This is a genomic window from Buttiauxella sp. S19-1, assembly GCF_022134725.1.
GTDB lineage: Bacteria > Pseudomonadota > Gammaproteobacteria > Enterobacterales > Enterobacteriaceae > Buttiauxella > Buttiauxella ferragutiae.
Genome location: NZ_JAHWLU010000016.1, coordinates 1 through 21,579, shown reverse-complemented (window position 1 = coordinate 21,579; position 21,579 = coordinate 1). Strand labels below are relative to the sequence as shown.

Here is a 21,579-nt window from a genome sequence, read left to right as displayed (position 1 = left end):
CCGTTCAGGCGTCCTGATACAGCTCAATAATCTGGGCTTCCGTCACAGTGCGTGGATTGGTGGTAATACAGATGTCGCTCAATGCCGCACGAGCGAAGTTGGCAAAGTCAGTTTCGCAGCCTCCTGCTGCACGTAATCCGCATCCAAGTCCTAGTTCGTTAATGAGGTGTTCAACGCAGGCGATAGTCTCGCTGGCCGCGCAAGATTTCCCTGTCAGCGCGTGGCCAATTTCTCCGTAGGTGCTTTTGCATACCAGTTGGTTAAATTTCATCACGGCGGGCAACATGATGGCGTTAGCTTTGCCATGGGGGATGCCATACGCCGCGCCAATCTGATGCGCACTGGCGTGGCATAAACCTAGTCCCGCGTTGGAAAACGCCATGCCCGCCATGTAAGAGGCCAGCATCATCGCTTCACGTGCGGCTAAATCATGCCCTTGCCCAACCGCCAGCGGTAAAGCCTGGCCGATGCTACTAATGGCGCGATAAGCAAGTCCTCGAGTGAGCGGTGTGCCATTGCTTGCCACGTAGGCTTCAATGGCATGAGTTAAAGCGTCGATTCCGGTGGCGGCGGTGATATGAGCCGGGACACCTAACGTCAGGCAGGCATCAATAATCGCCAGGTCGGGTATCAGCATGGCGTGAACCAGCACCTGTTTACGGTGCGTTTGTGCTGCAATAATCACCGCGACATTAGTGGCTTCCGAACCGGTACCCGACGTCGTCGGGATAGCAATAAACGGCAAGCGGCGATTCAGACGCGTGCCTGCCACAAGATTGTCGAGGGCTAAGTCAGGATTGGTGGCAATCACCGCGACCACTTTGGCGGCATCCAGAACGGAGCCGCCACCGAGGGCGATAATGCCATCGCACTGGCAACGGGCGATTTGCTCAACGGCGGCACCAATGTCGCGGTCGACAGGTTCACCCGGCGGGCAAGGCCAGACTTCGTAATCAATGCCGCTGTGCCTGAGATTGCGCTCCAGCACTTCGGTCATTCCGGCACCATGCAACATGCCATCGACCATCAACAAAGGGCGGTTAATGCCACGCTCGCGTAATGCTTCGCCACAACGAGCCACCGCACCCGGCCCCATAAACGTGGCGGGGGGAACAGAAAACTCGCGCACGTTGCGGGCATTCATCATGTCCAGCGCCTGATACAGCGCGGACTGCATTTCTTCACTGCGCATGAGCACCCTCCACTTCTGTCATGCCACAAACCGCGATGGCGAGTGGGGTCATGAATATTGAATGTGGCGGTAGCCGCACCGTGACACCAGGAAAAGACTGTTGGAACAACCCTTCCACACCGGGCTGCATACAGGAACCGCCCGCCAGCCAGAGGTGTTCAATGTCGTAACCTTCAATGTGGCGCGCCACGATATCGGCCATTTTTTCGTATACCGGGCGAACCACCGGCCAGAGAGTCGCATCGCTGCCGCGCTTCATCTGTTCCGCTTCTTCCAGCGCGATGCGCCGATTACCGGCCAGCGTCAAGGAAATGTGGTGCCCACCGGTCGCTTCGTCGCCGGAGTAAATCACTTGCCCTTGCGCCACCACCGCAATGCCCGTGGTGCCACCGCCAATATCCACCACGGCGGCTTTGTCGAGTTGCAGCATATCGGCGACGGCTGTCGGTTCATCCAGCACACGGCTGACTTCCAGCCCGGCGGATTCCAGCACATTGACGGAAATGCGCGGATCGGTGCCTGGTGGAAATGAGGTCGCAGCATGGGTAAAACGAAATCCCAACTGTTGTTCCAGCGTGTCGAGGTGACGGCGCACGATTTGCACCGCACCAAAGAAATCCCACACGATGCCGTCACGCACCACATCGGCCCAGTCCAGGCAGACCGCAACTGGCTGGCAGTCACTATCCACAACCAGTGACACCACATCGCAAGTGCCCAGATCGATACCCAACCACAGCGGTTGTTGCGCAGCATCGGGCTGCCCGTTGCACAGCAAAGCAGCATGACTTAAACGGTCGTTGAGCCAGGTCTGTTCGGTACGTGACATGACAAGCTCCTTATACGATGCGGAAAGCATCGACCAGTACACAGCGACGCAGGCGCACAAAGGTTCTGGCCGACGTCACGCCTTCGCCGGTTGGCGTGGTGATGGTCATTGAGGTCCAGCCTTCACCGCCCAGCCCCAGCCCGGCAATACAAGGGCCATTTTTAACGAAAATACTGGTGTCGATGGCATTGGCCATCGCGTTCATATTTTCGATATTGCGTGAGTGCATCGCGGCGGTGTGGTGGCAACCGCCTTCCAGTTTCACCGCCAAAGCAATGGCTTCGCTGACGTTTGCCACGCGAATCATCGGCAGCACTGGCATCATCATTTCGGTGACGGCAAACGGATGGCGCGCCGTGGTTTCGACCAGCAGCAAGCGTGTTTCAGGTGCCACGTTAAGGCCGATGGCCGCGGCAATTTTCGCCGCATCACGCCCGACCCAATCGCGGCTGACTTGCCCTTTTCCGTGCTCATCGACATTTTTAAGCAACACTGGCTGAAGTTGTTCTGCCTGCGCATTGCTGAGTAACACGGCGTGATGGCGCTGCATTTCTTCGAGCAGCGCATCTGCCACGCTTGCCACCACAATCAGCACTTTTTCATCTGCGCAGATGATGTTGTTATCAAACGATGCGCCCTGCACGATGGATTTTGCCGCACGAGAAATGTCGGCAGTTTCGTCCACCACCACTGGCGGGTTGCCAGCACCGGCAGCAATCAGGCGTTTATTGGTGTGTTTGCGCGCGGCTTCTACCACCGCTTCGCCGCCCGTAACCACCAGCAAACCGATGCCAGGGAATTTGAATAAGCGTTGCGCGGTTTCAATATCAGGATTAACCACGGTCACCAGTAAATTCGCCGGGCCACCTGCCGCGACAATCGCTTCGTTAAGCCAGGTAATGGTTTGCTGCGAGACTTTTTTGGCCGCCGGATGTGGAGCAAACACCACGCTATTGCCGGCTGAAATCATGCTGATCGCATTATTAATAATGGTGGCGGCAGGGTTGGTTGACGGAGTCACCGAGGCGACAACCCCCCACGGCGCATTTTCGATAAGCGTCAGGCCGTTATCACCCGTCAGCACTTGCGGAGTCAGGCATTCAACACCAGGTGTGCCGCGCGCCTGAGCAATATTCTTGGCGCATTTATCGGCGACACGCCCCATTCCGGTTTCCGCTACCGCCATTTCCGCAAGCGGTTGTGCATGTTGTTCACCCGCAAGGCGGATGGCCGCAACGGCTTTTTGACGCATCGCTACGCTGGTCAAAGATTTTTGGGCGACATTAGCCGCCTGAACCGCGTCGTCAAGTGAGACAAAAACACCCGCACCGCAGGGTTTCGCAGTGGATTCTGCTGTGGTGTTCACCGCCATGCCTGCGAGTACCGCCTTTACCACCTGTTCAATTTGCTGCCTGTCCATGTCGTTCAACCCTCACTATTTATGGAAGATGATTTCTCTATCCATGACCACTTCATCGACAATGCCTATCACGCACATGTCGACGGGAGAGGCTTCACTGTGGTGTGCCCGGCGGGCGGAGCTGCCGCCCACCAATAACACCCAATCACCGTTTCCGGCACCAATGCTGTCAGTGGCTATTGCACATTCGCCGCTCGGTTCACCCTGGCGATTAATCATCTCCACCATCAGTAATTTGTCGTGTGCCAGCTCGCTATGGCGGACTGTGCAAACGATTTGACCTACGACCATAGCTAGCTTCATGCTCGCCTCCGGACAACATTCAGGTACAACTATCCCGTGCCGCCCTGAGGCTGCCAGATAATTAGATTAAAGAAGGGTGACGTCCGGGGATGACGTCACCGACGATCAGTCGATCGTTTTGTCGCTACCCAGGCCAATTGGGAAAACTTCTTCCAAATCACCATGTGGGCGTGGAATGACGTGAACGGAGACCAGTTCACCAATACGCTGAGCGGCGGCAGCCCCGGCATCTGTCGCGGCTTTACAGGCCGCCACATCACCACGAACCATGGCTGTTACCAGCCCACCGCCGATTTGTTTTACACCTACCAGTTTGACGCGAGCTGCTTTGACCATTGCGTCCGATGCTTCAATCACAGCAACCAAACCTCTGGTTTCGATCAGTCCTAGTGCTTCCATGATTTATTTCCTCTCACTCGGTTAAAAGTCTTGTTTTGTTTCGTTTCACTGCTCGCCTTCATGTTCGCCCTCACCCTAACCCTCTCCCCCAGGAGAGGGGATCAAGCTGTTTCCTCCCTCTCCCTCAGGGAGAGGGTTGGGGTGAGGGTGGTTTGAGCGACCAACACCAATTCAACAATTTCCCGCGTACTGCAACCACGAGAAAGATCGTGCAGGGGTGCATTTAGCCCTTGAATCAATGGACCTAGCGCGCGGAACCCTCCTAAGCGTTGGGCAATCTTGTAGCCGATGTTGCCCGCCTCAAGCGACGGGAAAACCAATACGTTGGCCTGCCCTGCCAGCTCACTTTCTGGCGCTTTTTGTGCCGCGACCTGGGGAACAAATGCCGCGTCAAATTGCAGTTCACCGTCTACACACAAATTAGGTGCACGTTCACGCACCATGTCCGTCGCCTGCTGTACCGTCGCGACACACGGGTGTCTGGCGCTACCATTGGTCGAAAACGACAACATAGCGACTCGAGCAGTTTGCCCGGTAATGGCTTCCCAGCTTTGCGCGCTGCTGATAGCAATATCAGCAAGCTGTGCCGCCGTGGGTTGTGGCACCACGCTGCAATCTGCAAAACCCAGCATCCGCTCACCTTCCGGCGGCAACATCAGAAACAGCGATGACAGCGTTTTCACACCCGCCTGCAGGCCGATGACTTTCAGCCCCGCCCGCAAAACCGCGGCAGTCGATGAAATATTCCCGGCGATACACAGATCCGCTTTACCGGCCTGAACCATCGCCGCCGCAAACCACAGCGGGTCACGTAAGCGCACGGCTGCGTCATCTGGCGTTTTGTCGCCGAGACGCTGCGTAAGCTGCTGTTGAAACTGCGTCAGCCAGGCCTGTGACATCGCCGGGTCAATAATCTGTAGCCCGTCAAGCGGTAACCCCGCGGTCAGAGCGAAATGGCGCAAGGCAAACGGATTCGCCAGTAAAATAGGTTGCGCCAGGCCGTAATGCTGTAAGTAGTGCGCCGCTTCGATAACCCGGGCGTCTTGTGCATCAGGGAAAACCACGCGCTTAGGCTGGTTTTGAGCCTGGCGACGACAACGTTCAAGCAGCATGTGTGCCTCCGGCTAAACGTCGTTGCAGTGTTTTCGCATCCGGCCACTCTTTTTTCAGACACAAGATCATCAACACATAAACCGCGCTGGAGAGGCGATTAAGCGCCTGCAATAAATCGGCTTTTTGCACGTGGTAATCCACGCCGATAAACACCTGCGCTGCACAGATTTCGCTTTCACGAATACTTGTGCGTAACAGATTAAGCAGTGCCACATCGCGCCCATGAGCCGCGTCGGGAACCAGATGATCGTGCCCAAGGTATTTCAGTGGTTGGTGCGATAAACGGTGTAAATCATCCGCCGATAAGCCGACGATTTGCTGCTCGGGTAGCGCTTTTTCCAGTGCATCGGCACGCATGATATTGCCCAGTAGGGAACGGATATCCGCAAGCCACAGTGCGGCGGATTTATCGAACTCTGTTTGCAGCCATACCGCTGTAGCAATCGAGCTGTCCAGGCTGGCACGAAACGCCAGACGAGGATCATTTTTCGCCACCATCACTTGCGCATTCAGGTGGGTTAACGTGTCAGGCTTTTCCTGCACGTGTTGCTTGCACAACTCACAATGTGCAACCTGTGCGGCGGGTTCACTCGTCAAACCATGTACCGGCTGCAATTGTTCTTGCTCTTCAACAAACAGGCGACCCTCGTCATCCTGGAATTTCACCAGCAGATGGCGAGCGTCAATCAGTTCGCGGGCCGAGGGCGTCATGCGGCTGTCAACCGGCAGACGGATTTCGCTGCCTTCGCTGAGCGTGTGGTTTGCCCGTAGCCAATCTTCGGTGATGAAGGTGCTCATATGCGCCCCGCCTTAGCATTCCTGCCAGTTGGCAGGCCAGGCAACATACAGAAAACGAACGTGGCTGGGGGTGCCAAATTCAATACTGGAGCCTTTCGGGATAAACATCACATCCCCGGCCTTGCCAATCAGCGTTTCCCCTTCGTGGCGAATATGTAACTCCCCTTCCAGCACCATATCGATTTCGTCGTAATTCAGCGTCCACGGGAAAAAGCCGTTTTCCCACTGCATGAACCCTGCCGCCATGCTGCTGCCATCGGCACCGGTGACCAGGTCAGTTAACCCGACACACGGTTCCTGCGCGCCATCAAAGCGGCCAAATTTCACCGAACTGCCGTCAATGACTTTGATGCCGCCTTTGCCGGTGATGGAGTGAAAACCTGGCTGCATACCGCTGCCAGAACGGGTTTTCTGCTCTTGTTCAACTTTCGCAATCAGCTGCGCCACCAGGCTTTCGGTGAACTGGCCTTCCGGTAGCTGAGCAATGATTTCTTCACGAATACGCTGGCGTTCTGAGCGCTGTGGTGGGCTATCCGCTGCTGGTGCCGGAGCAACCGCGTCTTCCACTAACGCAATCTCTAATTGCTCAGCAACCACACGCGCTTCAGGGGTGACGATGGATTCTTTGAGGACATAAGCAATCGTCTTCAGGCCTTGGTGATGAGCGTCACGAATATCATTCGCCGTAATGAGCTTTTTCATTGAACAGGTTCCTCCTGGCCACATGCTTCAGTCAGATAATTCTCAAGTTGCCTGACGCTTGAAGCATCAAGGCTGTTCAGCGCAAATATCGGTGGCGCAAAACCTGAATTAATTAACAGCTCCTCGGTTTGCGCAATATTTGCATCGGGTAGATCAACTTGGCTTATTACCGCAACACGTTTTAGATGTGGATAAATATCCAATAATCCCGCAGGAATACGGCACTGGGAATCATTTGCGGCGTGGACATATATCAGTAATTCGGCGTCAGTCAGGGTATTAATTAACGCCGCGTACAAACGGGGGTGGCTAAAAAATTCCCCTGGCGTATCAATATTTCCGGTATCGCTAAACTCAACGGCCTGGGTTTTCCTCGCCTGCGAATAATTCCCCTGCAACGCATTAAACAACGTTGTTTTCCCTGCCCCCACAGCGCCGACAAACACGATGCGTTTCATAGGGCTAACTCCGTGTCAGCGTACAGACGGTATAACTGAGGATGTTACTGAGGCCGGCAATGGTTTGTTGTAGCGCTTCTTCTACCGAACCTACTGATCCATAAACAACCAGCGCACCGCTGAATCTGTCGAGAAAACCAATTTGTACGCTTGCAGCTTTCGTCGCAAGGTCGCCTGCGATCATCGCGGTTTCCCCTGGAGTAAGGGTCATAATGCCAATGGCTTCAGCGCCAGGAACGCCTATTTTCTTTGCCAGTTCTTCACCGGGGTGGGCAATTAGATGCGCCAGTGTGACCTGTTTTCCAGGAACAAATTCCTGAATAATGCGTTCCTTTTCCATTGCGCCTCCTGAAGAATTTTCTTCATGCTGACAATAATCTGGAAAAGGGAATAACAAATTTCGGCAAGTAATGAGGAAAGGTGAAGTTGATCACCTAATAAATAAGGAAACACCGATATTGATTTCAAAATGTAAATAAAAAACGGCGAGATAATATCTCGCCGTCATTATTATTGGTATTAATCAGACCACAGCAGTTGTTAATCTGGCAGTGCAACAAAGCCGTTCTTGCTCATCGCTGATTTCAATTTGCCAAACCTGATGGCGACGCCCAACATGAACCGCTTTGCAGACACCGCGCACAATGCCAACACGCGCTGAGCGCAAATGGTTAGCGTTAACTTCTAACCCAACAATATTTTGCTCCCCTTCGGTGCATAAATATCCTGCCACCGAGCCGAGCGTTTCTGCGAGCACCACCGAAGCGCCACCATGTAACAAACCAAACGGTTGGCGGGTGCGATGGTCAACTGGCATGATGGCCTCCAGTTCGTTCTCGCCAATGCGGGTAAAAACGATGCCCACATGCTGCACCATATTGTCGGCACCCATTTTATTGAGCGCTTCAAGATTCACTTCACGTCGCCAGATCATCCCAGAATCTCCAGTAATGCTTGTAGCGGATGGCGAACACCATTGCCTTCCACACGTTTGACCTGGCTGCGGCACGAATAGCCGGTCGCCAGGCAGCGTTGACGCGGCAGGCGCTGCATTGCCTGATGCCACGAAAGTTCGTAAATCCCCAGTGAGTTGGCATGGTTTTTCACTTCATGCCCGTAGGTTCCCGCCATGCCACAACAACCGACGCTGACATTTTCAAGTTTCGCCCCCAGACGCGCAAAAATAGCCGCCCACTGGTTTGGCGAAGTCGGCAGTGCCGTCACTTCGGTACAGTGGCCGAACAAATACCACGACTCGCCGCTCACCGCCGTGGTTTCGCGGTTATCAAGCACCGCTGGCAGCCATTCGTGAACCAGTTGCACCTGGAAATCACCACGTTCATCACCCAGCGTTTGTTTATATTCGTCGCGATAGCAAAGCACCAGCGCCGGGTCGACGCCAACCATCGGCATTCCCAACTTCGCAATGCGGTTCAGCAACTCCGAAGTCTTACGCGCGGTGCGGGCAAATTTTTGCAGGAAGCCTTTTATATGCTGCGCTTTACCATTTGGAGAGAATGGCAGCACCACCGGGTTGTAGCCTAATTTAGTCACCAGACGCACAAAATCCGCCACCACTTGCGCATCGTAATAACTGGTGAACGGATCCTGAACCACCAGCACCGTTTTGGCTCGCTGTTGTGCGCTGTAGCTTTCGAGCTGTTCAAGCGTGGTGTTCGCAGACGCATGCCCGACCAATTCCTGCTGCAGCGTTGGCGTGGAGAGCATCGGTAAATCAATCATGCCAATGTGTTTGGCCGACAGATTGCGCACCCACGGTTGGCTCATAAAGAAGTTGAAGGTTTTAGGCGCTCGCGCCATCAGTGGTGCGTAGCTTTCGACAGTCGCCACCAGATGGTCGCGCATTGGGCGCAAGTAACGGGTGTGATAAAGCTGCAAGAAACGCGAACGGAATTCTGGCACGTCGATTTTAATTGGACACTGCGTAGAACACGCTTTACACGCCAGGCAACCGGACATCGCCTCTTTCACTTCATGAGAAAAATCGTACTCGCCTTTGCGGGCATGCCAGGAGTTACGCGAGCGCTCGATTAGCGTGCGCAGGCTGGCACGTTTTTCCGGCATCTGTTTTTCTAACGCATCCGGGTCGACGCCACGATCGGCTAACAAACGCAGCCATTCGCGCGTCAACGTTGCGCGCCCTTTTGGCGAATGAATGCGATTGCTGGTGATTTTCATCGACGGGCACATTGGGCTATTCACATCAAAGTTAAAGCACAAACCGTTGCCATTACACTCCATCGCGCCACGCCATGAGGAGCGCACCGCAATCGGGATTTGCCGGTCGAAAGTCCCGCGTTTTACCGCATCGACCTGCATCATCGGGTCATCGACACCTAACGGCGGGCAGATTTTACCCGGATTCAGGCGGTTATCCGGGTCAAAGACCGCTTTGATGCGGCGTAATTCTTCATACAACGTTTCGCCAAAGAACGCCGGGCTGTATTCAGCGCGGAAACCTTTACCGTGTTCACCCCACAACAAACCGCCGTATTTGGCGGTAAGTGCCACGACATCGTCGGAAATGCGCTTCATCAGCACTTCCTGATGCGGATCGGTCATATCCAGGGCCGGACGCACATGCAAAACGCCAGCATCAACGTGGCCGAACATACCGTAACTCAGGTGGTGGCTATCAAGTAATGCGCGGAATTCAGTGATGTAATCGGCCAAATGCTGCGGCGGTACGCAAGTATCTTCCGCAAAGGGAATCGGCTTGGCCTGACCTTTGGCATTCCCCAGCAGGCCGACGGCTTTTTTACGCATGTTATAGATGCGTTCAATACCAGCCAGTTCAGTACAAACCTGCCAGCCGATAACGCCGCCCTCGCCTTCGGCCATTAAGCTATCGAGACGCTCACACAGTGCAGCGACCTGGCCTTCGATTAATTCCAGATCGTCGCCAGCAAATTCCACGATATTCAGGCCGAGCATCTCTTTGCCCGGTACATCGGTGATCAATTCATTCACTGAATGCCAGACGATATCTTCCCGCGCCAGATTGAGGACTTTTGAATCGATGGTTTCGACGGAAAGCGCGCGTGCTTCCACCATAAACGGTGCATTGCGCAGCGCGGAATCGAACGAGTCATATTTGATGTTCACCAGACGACGCACTTTTGGTAGCGGCGTAATGTCCAGCTTCGCCTCGGTGATAAACGCCAGCGTACCTTCGGAGCCGCAAAGAATGCGCGTCAGGTCGAACTGCGAAAGATCGTCGTTAAAAACGTGGCGTAGATCGTAGCCCGTCAGGAAACGGTTGAGTTTCGGGAATTTGTCGATAATCAGCTGGCGTTGTTCACGGCAACGCTCAAGCACCGTGCGATAAATCTTGCCGGTCGGGCTGTCGTCACGGCCAAGGTCTTGCGCAAGTGCGGTCGACATCGGGTGGGTATCAAGAATATCGCCACTGAGCAAAACAGCGCGCACTCCCATCACGTGATCGGACGTTTTCCCGTAGACCAGCGAGCCTTGCCCCGAGGCGTCGGTATTGATCATCCCGCCAAGTGTGGCGCGGTTGCTGGTAGACAGTTCCGGAGCGAAGAAGTACCCGTAAGGTTTGAGATATTGGTTTAACTGGTCTTTTATCACGCCCGCTTCGACACGCACCCAACCTTGTTCAGGGTTGATTTCAATGATGCGATTCATGTAGCGCGACATGTCGACGACGATGCCTTTATTGAGGGACTGGCCGTTGGTGCCAGTGCCGCCGCCTCGCGGTGTAAAGACCAGGGATTTGAAGCGTTCTTCTGAGGCAAGCCGGGTCAATAATGCAACGTCAGCCGTAGAACGGGGGAATAAAACCGCATCCGGTAGCAACTGATAAATACTGTTATCGGTTGCCATAGTGAGCCGGTCAGCGTAGCTGGTTGCGGTATCGCCGGTAAAACCTTGTTGTTCCAGTGCCTGCAAAAAATTGAGCACCAATTGAACAACGCCTGGTGCCTGAGAAATTTGTGGGATCATTGCTGGGTCGACCCATATGAGTTGTAAGTTATCGTTTGCGTATATTAATTCTAATATTCATCCTAATACCCTAAATAATTCGAGTTGCAGGCGAAGTGATGAACGCGGTTAACGCATCCACAGCTTGAAGAATCAGGGGTCCCCATTTTTTAACACATTTTTTTAGGACATGCCTGACTGTTTTGTTCCTGTTAAAAATCCTGTAAATACATCATCATTATCGTTACCGCTTTGCGGTTTTAACGCAGGCACTTTGCCCGCGATCGGTTATTAAGGTGATTTTATCTATGGTTAAAGTCAGTCAGCCAAAGGATCTGCTGCAGATCTTGCTGTCGGTGTTGTTTATTTCGGTGATGATGATCGCCTGTATCTGGATTGTCCGTCCGTTTGTGCTCGGCTTCGCCTGGGCGGGGACAATCGTTCTTGCAACCTGGCCGTTGATGATCAGAGTGCAACATTTGTTGTGGGGAAAGCGTTCGCTAGCCGTACTGGTGATGACGCTTCTGCTACTGATGCTGTTTGTTATTCCGGTGGCGCTGCTGGTTAATAGCCTGGTGGATAACAGCGGCCCGGTTATTGAGTGGGCTACCAAAGGCAATATGGAATTGCCGAAATTTGATTGGCTCCATAGCATTCCGCTGATCGGTGACAGCCTTTACTCTGGCTGGAATACGCTGGTAGACAGCGGCGGCAGCGCCATTATGGCAAAAATTCGCCCTTATATTGGCAGCACCACGACCTGGTTCCTTGGACAAGCGATTCACGTTGGCAGCTTCCTGATGCACTGCGGCCTGATGCTGTTGTTCAGCGTGTTGCTGTATGCGAAAGGCGAAACGCTGGGCAATGGGATTCGCCATTTTGCGTTCCGTCTGGCGGGCAAACGCGGCGATGCCGCCGTGTTACTGGCCGGGCAAGCGATTCGCGCAGTGGCGTTGGGCGTGGTGGTCACAGCACTGGTTCAGTCAATATTGGGCGGCGTGGGTCTGGCGATTGCCGGTATCCCCAATGCCACACTGTTAACCGTGGTGATGCTGATGTGTTGCCTGGTGCAAATCGGCCCGTTGCTGGTGCTGATTCCATCCATTGCCTGGCTGTACTGGACGGGTGATAACACCTGGGGCACCGTGCTGCTGGTGTGGAGTTGCGTGGTCGGCACGATGGATAACTTTATTCGTCCGGTGCTGATTCGTATGGGTGCTGACTTGCCGATGATCCTGATCCTTTCTGGCGTCATTGGCGGTTTGATTGCCTTTGGCATGATTGGCTTGTTTATCGGGCCGGTTCTGCTGGCGGTTTCATATCGCCTGATTTCGGTGTGGATTCATGAAGCACCAGCCCCGCAAGACGACCCCAATGAAGTGGTTGAAGTTCTGGAAGAACGAGAATAACCGTCATTGAAACTTGTGTTGCTCCCTCAATCGGGGAGTAACACAAGCGTAAAGGTTAGCAATGCTTATCTATCCCTCCGCTTTTATCTTCCGCACAGAGTTTCGATTCGAGAAATGTGATCTTAATCGTTAACTATCCATTAACTATTGAGAGGAATCCGAGTGACGCTCCCAGGGGATATACCTACTATTACTTCACGGCTATGAATCAACGCATTGATTTATAAGCATGGAAATCCCCTGAGTGAAACAACGAATTGCTGTGTGTAGTCTTTGCCCATCTCAACGATGGGCTTTTTTTTGCGTGTTATTTAACAAAGTGCTCATCGCCAAGAATGCGCAGCGGATCGATATCGCTCTCTTTTTTTATCACAAGACTGTTCTCAGAACGGACGCACACCCCACCGTAATGCCCGCCAGTTGTAAACGTGCATAACTGCACATAACGACCAGCCACTTTAGGCAAGCACCAGAGTTGTTGGTAGATATTTTTCTGCCCGGAGAAGTTGCCGCTGGTTTCATCCAGCACTTGCTCCTGGTGACTAATCAGCCCGATATTATTGCCGCAACGTCCGGCGATCGGTTTGACGGCATAACCGCTTTGCTCAAGCGCTTTATTGACTTCGAAATCCGCATTCAGCAGGTAGCGGTGGTTCGGGAATAAAGACCAAAGCACCGGCAGTATCGCTTTGTTGCTGGGAATAATGGTCCATAGCGGTTCAAAAACCATCACTTCCGGACGCAACAAGACATCAATCAACCTGACGCTATCTTGAGAATGCCCGGTACGAATCGGCAGCCCGGCGTAGGCGGCTTCACTCTCAGCGCGCAACTGGTCGAGTGCGGTTTCCCATGCCCACGTCTTCCACACGCAGTTAATCTGGCGATGCTCGCCGTCAACCAATTGCCCGGTGGCATCCCATTGCAACTGATCCAGACCATGCAGAATTTTACTTTCGAACCCCGCCTTCGCCAGCGAGCGTTGAACAAACTGCGCATGGTAATTCTCTTCCGCGTCGTTATCTTGCAGGATATGGACAAACGGACGCGCATAGCTATGTTTCCAGGTATTGGTTAGCGCATTAAACAAACGCTCGCCAGGATCGCTACCTTCTGTCACACCCGCTTGCTGCGCCCATTTCGCCAGAATCAAACCGGCCTCGGTATGGCATGAGGCCGAATCCGCATTGTATTCGTACACTTTTAATCCGCGTTCATCCATGCAGAAGTCAAGACGCCCCGTCACCATATGATGGCGACGATTCTGCCAGGAGAGTCTCAGGCGCGGCCATAACACTTCCGGAATATCGAACAACGCCAACAGTTCATTGTCTTTCAGCACCTTGTCGGTGGCATGCAGATACATGAGATGCAGCTCATTGGTGGCGCGAATGAGTTCCTGTTCCGCACTGTGGGATAGCGTAAAGTAACGATACGGATTGGCATTAACAATGTGCCCTTCTTTGGCCTGAACATAGGCCAACTCGACCGGGTCCTGCTCATCCAGCCAGTGACTGGCAAACTGCCCTTTATCATCGACTTGCTGACAATGAATCGCCAGGCACTGGGCCGGAATTTCCGGTTGCGGCAGGCTGTATTGACTCTCCGCCGTCTGAATCATCCAGCCTAAGATCTCCGTATCATCGAAGGTGTCCTGAATGAAGTATTTCCCATCCTGATTGACCAAAACCAGTTCACGGGTCCATTGCTGGCCGACTGGCAGTGGATGATGGATGACGTTTTGCTCAGCGATCCTGACTTTATCGGCCAGAACCTGAGTAATCACCGCCACATGTCCGGTGTGCTCAAACTCGCCCCCTTGTTGCCAGACCAGCAATGAACCGGCGACTGGTGCGCGTTCACAGCCATTGGCAAACGCCTGAAGGGGAAGAATATTGTCATTGACGACCTGGCGCAGATAGCGCAACGAGAAGATTTCATATGCCATGCTGACATCGGTGAAAACTATCCCGTGATTGATATAAAGAAAGCGGCGCACGAACTCGACACACTGCCACTTATAGCCCATGTATTCGTGGTCCAGATAATGTCTGAACCACGTGTCATCCGGCCAGGCGTTGGGGTCAAGCGAATCGTAATTTGAGGAGTAAATGGCCACACCGCCTGGGGCATGGCCTAATAACGCACCAAAAGGAGCATGGCTTTCTGAAGTGCTTACACTCATGACAACAGCCTTAGAAATTTATCGCTGCCATCCCGACAGCAAGGATAAGCATCAATCTTACGCGCTTCGTTCGGAAAAAAGGATCTTTACGCGCAAAAATGCTCTACCTCGCAATGACTTACCATTCGCCACTTCCCGTTGATGACCCGGGTGTCACCGGTGACCCGCACAATTCCCGAGCTTTTAATATCGCCACTTGATGCGCCAACACGAATCTCAAACTCGCCAGGTTCCACCACGCGTTCGCCATTGCGACGGGTGAAATTCAGCATATCAGTCGGGATGTTAAAGGTGAGTTTCGCCCTGTCGCCAGGCTCAAGATGCACGCGCTGGAAGGCTTTTAGTTCCTGCACCGGGCGCACCATCGACGCCACTTTGTCGTGAACGTAAACCTGCACCACTTCGCTGCCTGCCACCACCCCACGGTTGCTGACGGTCACGCTGACATTCACCACACCATTATCATTCGGCACCTCGTGACGGGAAAATTGCAGCGGGCTGTAGTCGAACTCAGTCCAGGTTTTACCAAAACCAAACGGATAACGGGAACCGAAGTGGAAGGCAAACGGCGTGCCGCCGCTTTTGAGTTTGTGGTTGTAGTAATACGGCATCGCGCCCGCACTTTTAGGGATGGAAACTACCAGCCGCCCGCCGGGTTCTGCGCGCCCTGTTAGCACGTCAGCAATGGCGTACCCACCTTCTTGCCCTGGCGCCCAGGCCATCAGTAATGCCGCAACATTGTCTTCCTGGCCGCCTAAATTGTAAGGACGCCCGCCGGTCATCACTACGACCACCGGTTTGCCGGTGGCAATCAGTTGGTCCAGCAATTGCTGCTGTACACCCGGCAACATCAGGCTGTCGGTATCTGAACCTTCGCCCACTGTACCGCTCTGGAATAAGCCGGATAAATCCCCGACACACAGCACCACAACATCGCTTTGTTGGGCGACTTTCACCGCATCAGGAATCAATGAAATGTCGTTTGAAACCGGAGAAGACTGCATCGGTTTGCCGCCGCTATCACCGGGGAAAACAGGCGCGCCAGCCATACGTTTTTCGATAATATGGCAACCTTTGGCATAACGGATGTTGTCGCTACCCAGTTGTTCGCGCAGTGCTTGCAGTGGGGTGACGACTTGTGAAGTTTGCTCCAGCATATCGCTGATGATCAAATGCACCGGGAAGCTATAACCACTGAGTAAAGCCAGCGGGTCGTCAGCCGTTGGCCCAATAACCGCCACGCGCGGCTGCCCTTTCAGCGGTAACGTTCCGTCGTTTTCGAGCATGGTGATGGAGCGTGTGGCGACTTCCCGAGCGATATTTTTTGTCGATTCACTTTGCAATACGACGCCGTTTTCATCGCGATAAGGCTGTTCAAATAACCCGAGGCGGAATTTCTCTTTCAACACGCGAGCGACAATCTCATCCACTTTTTCCATGGTGATTAAACCACGCTCGACGGCTTGGGCCAGATGGCGTGCGCAGTCATCTTTAGGTAGTTCCACATCCAGCCCGGCATTAAATGCCAGCGCCGCAGATTCTGCCGCATCGTGCGAAATACCGTGATGCTGATGCAGCAAACTCACGCCGCCATAATCAGCAACAATCAACCCATCAAAGCCCCATTGTTCACGCAACACGGTGGTCAGTAAGAATTCATCGGAGTGGCCTGGCTGGTTATCAATATCGTGATAAGCAGGCATCACCGAGCCCGCATTTGCCAGTTTTACCGCCATTTCGAACGGCAGCAGGAAGGTATCGTTTAATTCGCAAAAACCAAGATGGACAGGGGCATGGTTGCGCGCGCCTTCGCTAAATGAATGGCCGACGTAATGTTTTAGCGTTGCCAACAAGTCGCGATTTTTGCCCTGTAAGCCTTTGACATAGTGTGTGGCCATCATGCCCACCAGCCACGGATCTTCACCGAATGTCTCTTCGGTGCGCCCCCAGCGCACATCGCGTGACACATCCAGCACTGGCGCAAGTCCCTGATGGCAACCGGTCGAGCGGGCTTCTTCGCCAATCGCTGCCGCCGCACGTTCAATAAGATCAACATCCCAGGTGGAGCCGTAGTTGAGTGATGACGGGAACAGCGTGGCATCTTTGCACAGCAACCCGACTAAACACTCTTCGTGAAACAGGGCCGGAATGCCCAGCCGAGTCTCTTCAATCAGGGTTTTCTGCAAGCGATTAGCCGCACGGACACCCTCTTTAGCATCGACAATGTGGGTGCCTAACGGGCGGGTAATTTGCCCGACGCCCAGTTTCAGACGCTCGCCAAGTGCTGCTTGCTCGGTTACGCCAGCAAACTCATCGCTTAAATCGGTCCGTTCACGGTGATGGCCGTCGCTGGATAAAATCAGCCAATACGCGTGCATTTGGGCGAATTTTTCTTCGGCAGTCATACGCGAAAGCAGATCGCTGACACGTTCATGAATCGGGCGATGAGCTTGCTTATAAATGGCAGACATAGTGTTCCCCTTTCGAGTTCAGCGGTTTGCGAAAGTATCAATATGAGTGATGACTGAAGAGGCAAACAATTGTCAGAATAACCCGCAAGATTACGTTTTTTGGTTTTTAGCCATAAGTGTGACGTAATTCAAAAATATGCCAGAAAAATGAGGCTTTCAGGACGAAGCCGAGGCGATAAGAGATACCCCCGTCACATTTGATAAGAAACATAAAACACAAATGAAAAATTACAATACTCCTGCTCAGATTCACAATTTATAACTAGTGCTATCCGCGAGGTCTATATTCCGGCTCTTAATAAAGGTGAATACATGTCGGTGCTTACAGAAAAAATTACCAACAAAGAAAAAATGGGTTTTGGACTAGGTGATGCGGCAAGTCACATCGTGTTTGATTCTTCGGTCGCCATTCTGGCTTATTTTTATACCAATATTTATGGTTTGCCCCCGGCGGTAATGGGGACATTATTTTTAGTCGTCCGGGTACTGGATGCTATTACCGATCCTATCATGGGTGCGATTGCCGACCAGACCAAAACCCGTTGGGGGAGATTCCGCCCCTGGTTATTGATTATTTGTGTTCCTTTCGCCGTCAGTTGTGTGCTGGTTTATTCAACACCTGATTTCTCGCAGACCGGTAAAATTGTTTACGCCGTTCTGGCTTATATATTCATGACAATAATGTATACCGCAATAAATATTCCTTATTGCTCTTTAGGTGCGGCGATTACGTCGGATCCACAAGAAAACCTGTCCCTGCAATCCTGGCGTTTTGCCATTGCGCCAATTGGTGGTGCGATGGGTACAGCGTTGATTCTGCCACTGGCTGATTTTATTTCGCCGGGTGACAGAGCCGTTGGCATGCAGTGGGCAATGGGGATCTTCGGTGTGATTGGCTGCCTGATGTTCCTGGTGTGCTTTGCCACCACCCGTGAACGTATTACGCCGGTCAAAGAAGAAAACCTGAATATCCTGCGCGACGTGAAAATCTTATTAAAGAACGACCAATGGCGTATTCTGTCGGTTTATAACCTTGCGATGTTGTGTGGTGTCGTGGTACGTGGCAGCCTGCTGGTCTATTTCGTGCAATATATCCTTCATCAAGGCAGCGGCATTATTTCGATGTTTATGCTGGCAACGACTATCGCGGCGGTATTTGGTAGCCTGTTTGCTAAACAATTGGGTAGCTGGATGTGTAAGATCCGCGCCTCAATATGGGTAAACGTGCTCAGTGCGGTGATCGGGTTATTATTCCTGGTGTTACCAACCGAATATTGGATACCGGCTTTCCTGGTGCATATCGTGCTTAATATCCTGCAAGGTATTAATGCTCCACTGCAATGGTCAATGATTACCGATGCTAATAACTATGGTGAATGGAAAACCCAACGCCGTATTACCGGTATGAACGTTGCGGCAAATATCTTCATCATTAAATTGGGTGTAGCGATTGGTGGTGCGTTAACCGGTTGGGGTCTTGCGTGGTTTGGTTATCAGGCGGGTGTGGAACAACAATCAGCCGAGGCCGTGCGTGGCGTACTGATTCTGTTTACTGTGTTACCGGCTATTTTCTACTTAATTACCGCTATCTCGATTCGTTATTACAAGTTAACTGAAGAGAGAATGAACAGTATTGTGAGCGACCTGCGTGTCGGCAAGTTCCAGAGTGAAAGTGAAGTCACTGGCGTGATGACGCCAAAAGCCTTGTAATAAACGATTGGTAGGTCGGGCAAGCGCAGCGCCCCCGACATAATCGACGACAATGGTGGATGACGCTGGCGCTTAGCCACCCTACAACTTATCCGACCTACAAATATTAAAGGCTCCTCAACAATGAGGAGCCTTTTTAAAAGAAAACGAATTACTTATTCGCTTCTGCCAGACTCAACCAGGTTTGCACCACGGTATCCGGATTCAGAGAAAGACTATCAATCCCCTGTTCCATCAACCACACCGCAAAATCTTCATGGTCAGACGGGCCTTGCCCACAGATACCGACGTATTTACCTTGTTTCTTCGCCGCTTTGATAGCCATCGACAGCAGTGCTTTTACCGCGTCGTTGCGCTCGTCAAACAGTTCGGAAACCACGCCAGAGTCGCGGTCCAGCCCCAATGCCAACTGGGTCATGTCGTTTGAACCAATCGAGAAACCATCGAAATATTGCAAGAACTCATCGGCCAGCAAGGCGTTGGATGGGATCTCACACATCATGATGATTTTCAAGCCGTTCTCACCGCGTTTCAGCCCCTGACGTTCCAGTTCTTCCACCACGGCTTTAGCCTGCGCGACGGTACGCACAAACGGCACCATCACTTCGACGTTCGTCAGGCCCATTTCGTTACGCACGCGTTTCATGGCGGCGCATTCCAGCGCGAAGCATTCACGGAAACTATCGGATACATAACGACCCGCGCCACGGAAACCGAGCATTGGGTTTTCTTCTTCCGGCTCATAACGCTCGCCGCCTACCAGGTTGGCGTATTCGTTAGATTTGAAATCAGACAGACGCACAATCACGCGCTTCGGCCAGAATGCCGCGCCCAATGTGGCAATCCCTTCAGTTAGACGACCGACGTAAAACTCAACCGGATCGTCGTAGCCTTTCATCATCTCGCGGATTTCGCTTTGCAATGCAGGCTCTTGCTGGTCGAATTCCAGCAATGCACGCGGATGCACGCCAATCATACGGTTGATGATGAACTCCAGACGTGCCAGCCCTACGCCTTCGTTTGGCAAGCAGGCAAAATCAAAGGCACGATCCGGGTTACCGACGTTCATCATGATTTTCAACGGCAGATCCGGCATGGTGTCGACGGTAGAACTTTTCACGCTGAAATCCAGCAGTTCGGCATAGACGTAGCCGGTATCGCCTTCCGCACAAGAAACCGTGACGTTCTGCCCCTCGCTCATGCGCTCAGTCGCGTCGCCACAACCCACTACCGCCGGAATACCCAGCTCACGGGCAATGATTGCCGCGTGACAGGTACGTCCGCCACGGTTAGTGACAATCGCCGCCGCCTTTTTCATGATCGGTTCCCAGTCCGGGTCGGTCATGTCGGTGACTAACACATCACCCGGCTGAATACGGTTCATCTCACTAATATCGTGGATCACTTTGACCGGACCCGCGCCGATGCGATGGCCGATGGCGCGCCCTTCAGCGACAATTTTGCCCTGAGCGTGCAACTGATAACGCTCCATGACCTGGCCCTGAGAACGCACCGTTTCTGGACGTGCCTGCACAATAAACAGCTTGCCGGTGTGCCCATCTTTAGCCCATTCGATATCCATCGGACGGCCATAGTGTTTCTCAATTTGTACCGCTTGTTTCGCCAGCTCCTGCACTTCATCCGCCGTGATGGAGAACTGGTCGCACAACGCTTGCGGAACATCTTCAATACGAACCTGTTTGCCATGTTCCTGGCTAGGTGCGTAAATCATACGGATTTTTTTCGAGCCCATGTTGCGGCGCACAATCGAAGGACGCCCCGCAGCCAAAGTCGGTTTGTGAACGTAGAATTCGTCCGGGTTGACTGCGCCCTGCACTACCATTTCGCCAAGGCCATAAGCGGAGGTAATAAATACCACCTGGTCGAAACCTGATTCGGTATCGATGGAGAACATCACGCCCGAGGACGCGAGGTCAGAACGCACCATGCGCTGCACGCCAGCAGAAAGCGCCACGCCACGGTGGTCGTAGCCCTGATGAACGCGATAAGAGATCGCACGGTCATTAAACAGCGAAGCAAAGACGTGTTTTACGGCAACCAACACCGCGTCATACCCTTGCACGTTGAGGAAAGTTTCTTGTTGTCCGGCAAACGACGCATCCGGCATATCTTCTGCGGTCGCGGAGGAGCGCACGGCGAAAGAGGCATCAGCATCGTCAGAGGAAAGTTGTTCGTAGGCATCGTGGATGGCTTTTTCCAGCTCAGGCTGGAACGGCGTGTCGATTATCCATTGGCGGATTTGCGCACCCGCTTTTGCAAGCTCGGTGACATCGTCAATATCCGTTTTATCCAGCAGTTCATAGATACGCTGGTTCACGCCACTTTGGTCAAGAAAGAAGTTAAACGCCTCGGCCGTGGTGGCAAAACCATTCGGCACGGAAACACCCATACCTGAAAGGTTGGTAATCATTTCACCCAGAGAGGCATTTTTGCCCCCGACCCTGTCTACATCATTCATGCCAAGTTGGTTGTACCAAAGCACCAGCGGTGACGAGTTGGACATCGAAACAATCCTTTTTGTGATATATGAATGGGTACCAGAAACACATTACATCCCTTTTAGATTGGCATAATTACTCACAGGAATGAAACCGGTGAATCGA

General features: G+C 52.9%; 17 protein-coding genes and 1 other RNA gene. 3 read left to right on the top strand and 15 right to left on the bottom strand.

Annotated elements, in window-relative coordinates:
* Positions 1 to 4: 4 nt before the first annotated feature.
* The 12 genes from MES37_RS06060 to ydiJ form a co-directional block, all read right to left on the bottom strand.
* Positions 5 to 1,192: an iron-containing alcohol dehydrogenase gene (locus MES37_RS06060; protein WP_064547464.1), complete on the bottom strand. Its 1,188-nt coding sequence runs from the start codon at positions 1,190 to 1,192 to the stop codon at positions 5 to 7.
* Entirely contained in the window at positions 1,182 to 2,021 is an 840-nt protein-coding gene (eutJ, locus tag MES37_RS06055) for an ethanolamine utilization protein EutJ (protein ID WP_121815517.1), read from the bottom strand. The genes MES37_RS06060 and eutJ overlap by 11 nt, the downstream gene beginning before the upstream one ends.
* Before the next feature lie 10 nt (positions 2,022 to 2,031).
* Positions 2,032 to 3,441 carry an aldehyde dehydrogenase family protein gene (locus MES37_RS06050; RefSeq protein ID WP_064547468.1) on the bottom strand — a complete coding sequence of 470 codons (1,410 nt, stop codon included), beginning with the start codon at positions 3,439 to 3,441 and terminating at the stop codon, positions 2,032 to 2,034.
* Between the two features lie 15 nt (positions 3,442 to 3,456).
* Complete coding sequence (eutN, locus tag MES37_RS06045) at positions 3,457 to 3,744, bottom strand: ethanolamine utilization microcompartment protein EutN (RefSeq protein ID WP_064547470.1); 288 nt, start codon at positions 3,742 to 3,744, stop codon at positions 3,457 to 3,459.
* Positions 3,745 to 3,849: 105 nt separating this feature from the next.
* On the bottom strand, positions 3,850 to 4,143 hold the full coding sequence (gene eutM, locus MES37_RS06040; RefSeq protein WP_034455942.1) for an ethanolamine utilization microcompartment protein EutM: 294 nt from the start codon (positions 4,141 to 4,143) through the stop codon (positions 3,850 to 3,852).
* A 101-nt stretch (positions 4,144 to 4,244) separates the two neighbouring features.
* The gene (gene pta / locus MES37_RS06035; protein WP_232886848.1) at positions 4,245 to 5,255 is read right to left on the bottom strand and encodes a phosphate acetyltransferase; all 1,011 of its coding nucleotides are present in this window, start codon (positions 5,253 to 5,255) and stop codon (positions 4,245 to 4,247) included.
* Complete coding sequence (eutT, locus tag MES37_RS06030; protein ID WP_121815515.1) at positions 5,245 to 6,054, bottom strand: ethanolamine utilization cob(I)yrinic acid a,c-diamide adenosyltransferase EutT; 810 nt, start codon at positions 6,052 to 6,054, stop codon at positions 5,245 to 5,247. The genes pta and eutT overlap by 11 nt, the downstream gene beginning before the upstream one ends.
* A gap of 12 nt (positions 6,055 to 6,066) precedes the next feature.
* Entirely contained in the window at positions 6,067 to 6,756 is a 690-nt protein-coding gene (gene eutQ, locus MES37_RS06025) for an ethanolamine utilization acetate kinase EutQ (RefSeq protein WP_064547476.1), read from the bottom strand.
* Positions 6,753 to 7,214 (bottom strand): EutP/PduV family microcompartment system protein, encoded by a 462-nt coding sequence (gene eutP / locus MES37_RS06020; RefSeq protein WP_237930575.1) that lies wholly within the window; start codon positions 7,212 to 7,214, stop codon positions 6,753 to 6,755. Before eutP ends, eutQ begins: the two co-directional genes overlap by 4 nt.
* A gap of 4 nt (positions 7,215 to 7,218) precedes the next feature.
* Positions 7,219 to 7,554: an ethanolamine utilization microcompartment protein EutS gene (gene eutS, locus MES37_RS06015; RefSeq protein ID WP_064547481.1), complete on the bottom strand. Its 336-nt coding sequence runs from the start codon at positions 7,552 to 7,554 to the stop codon at positions 7,219 to 7,221.
* 183 nt (positions 7,555 to 7,737) lie between these two features.
* Positions 7,738 to 8,148 carry a 1,4-dihydroxy-2-naphthoyl-CoA hydrolase gene (menI, locus tag MES37_RS06010; protein ID WP_064547483.1) on the bottom strand — a complete coding sequence of 137 codons (411 nt, stop codon included), beginning with the start codon at positions 8,146 to 8,148 and terminating at the stop codon, positions 7,738 to 7,740.
* Positions 8,145 to 11,201, bottom strand: coding sequence for a D-2-hydroxyglutarate dehydrogenase YdiJ (gene ydiJ / locus MES37_RS06005; protein WP_232886850.1), 3,057 nt, complete (start codon positions 11,199 to 11,201; stop codon positions 8,145 to 8,147). The genes menI and ydiJ overlap by 4 nt, the downstream gene beginning before the upstream one ends.
* 287 nt (positions 11,202 to 11,488) lie before the next feature.
* Between ydiJ and ydiK the strand changes: the two genes are divergently transcribed.
* Positions 11,489 to 12,589, top strand: a complete 1,101-nt coding sequence (gene ydiK / locus MES37_RS06000; RefSeq protein ID WP_064547487.1) for an AI-2E family transporter YdiK — start codon at positions 11,489 to 11,491, stop codon at positions 12,587 to 12,589.
* Positions 12,590 to 12,786: 197 nt separating this feature from the next.
* Positions 12,787 to 12,893: antisense sRNA RprA (rprA, locus tag MES37_RS05995), an RNA gene on the top strand.
* Between the two features lie 3 nt (positions 12,894 to 12,896).
* Here rprA and gss read toward each other — a convergent pair.
* Together gss and MES37_RS05985 are read right to left on the bottom strand one after the other, a co-directional pair.
* The gene (gene gss, locus MES37_RS05990) at positions 12,897 to 14,774 is read right to left on the bottom strand and encodes a bifunctional glutathionylspermidine amidase/synthase (RefSeq protein ID WP_064547489.1); all 1,878 of its coding nucleotides are present in this window, start codon (positions 14,772 to 14,774) and stop codon (positions 12,897 to 12,899) included.
* An 86-nt stretch (positions 14,775 to 14,860) separates the two neighbouring features.
* Positions 14,861 to 17,245: a glycoside hydrolase family 3 N-terminal domain-containing protein gene (locus MES37_RS05985; RefSeq protein WP_064547490.1), complete on the bottom strand. Its 2,385-nt coding sequence runs from the start codon at positions 17,243 to 17,245 to the stop codon at positions 14,861 to 14,863.
* A gap of 312 nt (positions 17,246 to 17,557) precedes the next feature.
* On the opposite strand from MES37_RS05985, the gene MES37_RS05980 reads away from it, so the two are divergent.
* Entirely contained in the window at positions 17,558 to 18,955 is a 1,398-nt protein-coding gene (locus MES37_RS05980) for a glycoside-pentoside-hexuronide (GPH):cation symporter (protein ID WP_064547491.1), read from the top strand.
* A gap of 151 nt (positions 18,956 to 19,106) precedes the next feature.
* Here the strand turns inward: MES37_RS05980 and ppsA are convergent, their stop codons facing one another.
* Entirely contained in the window at positions 19,107 to 21,479 is a 2,373-nt protein-coding gene (gene ppsA, locus MES37_RS05975; protein WP_064547492.1) for a phosphoenolpyruvate synthase, read from the bottom strand.
* Positions 21,480 to 21,579: the final 100 nt, after the last annotated feature.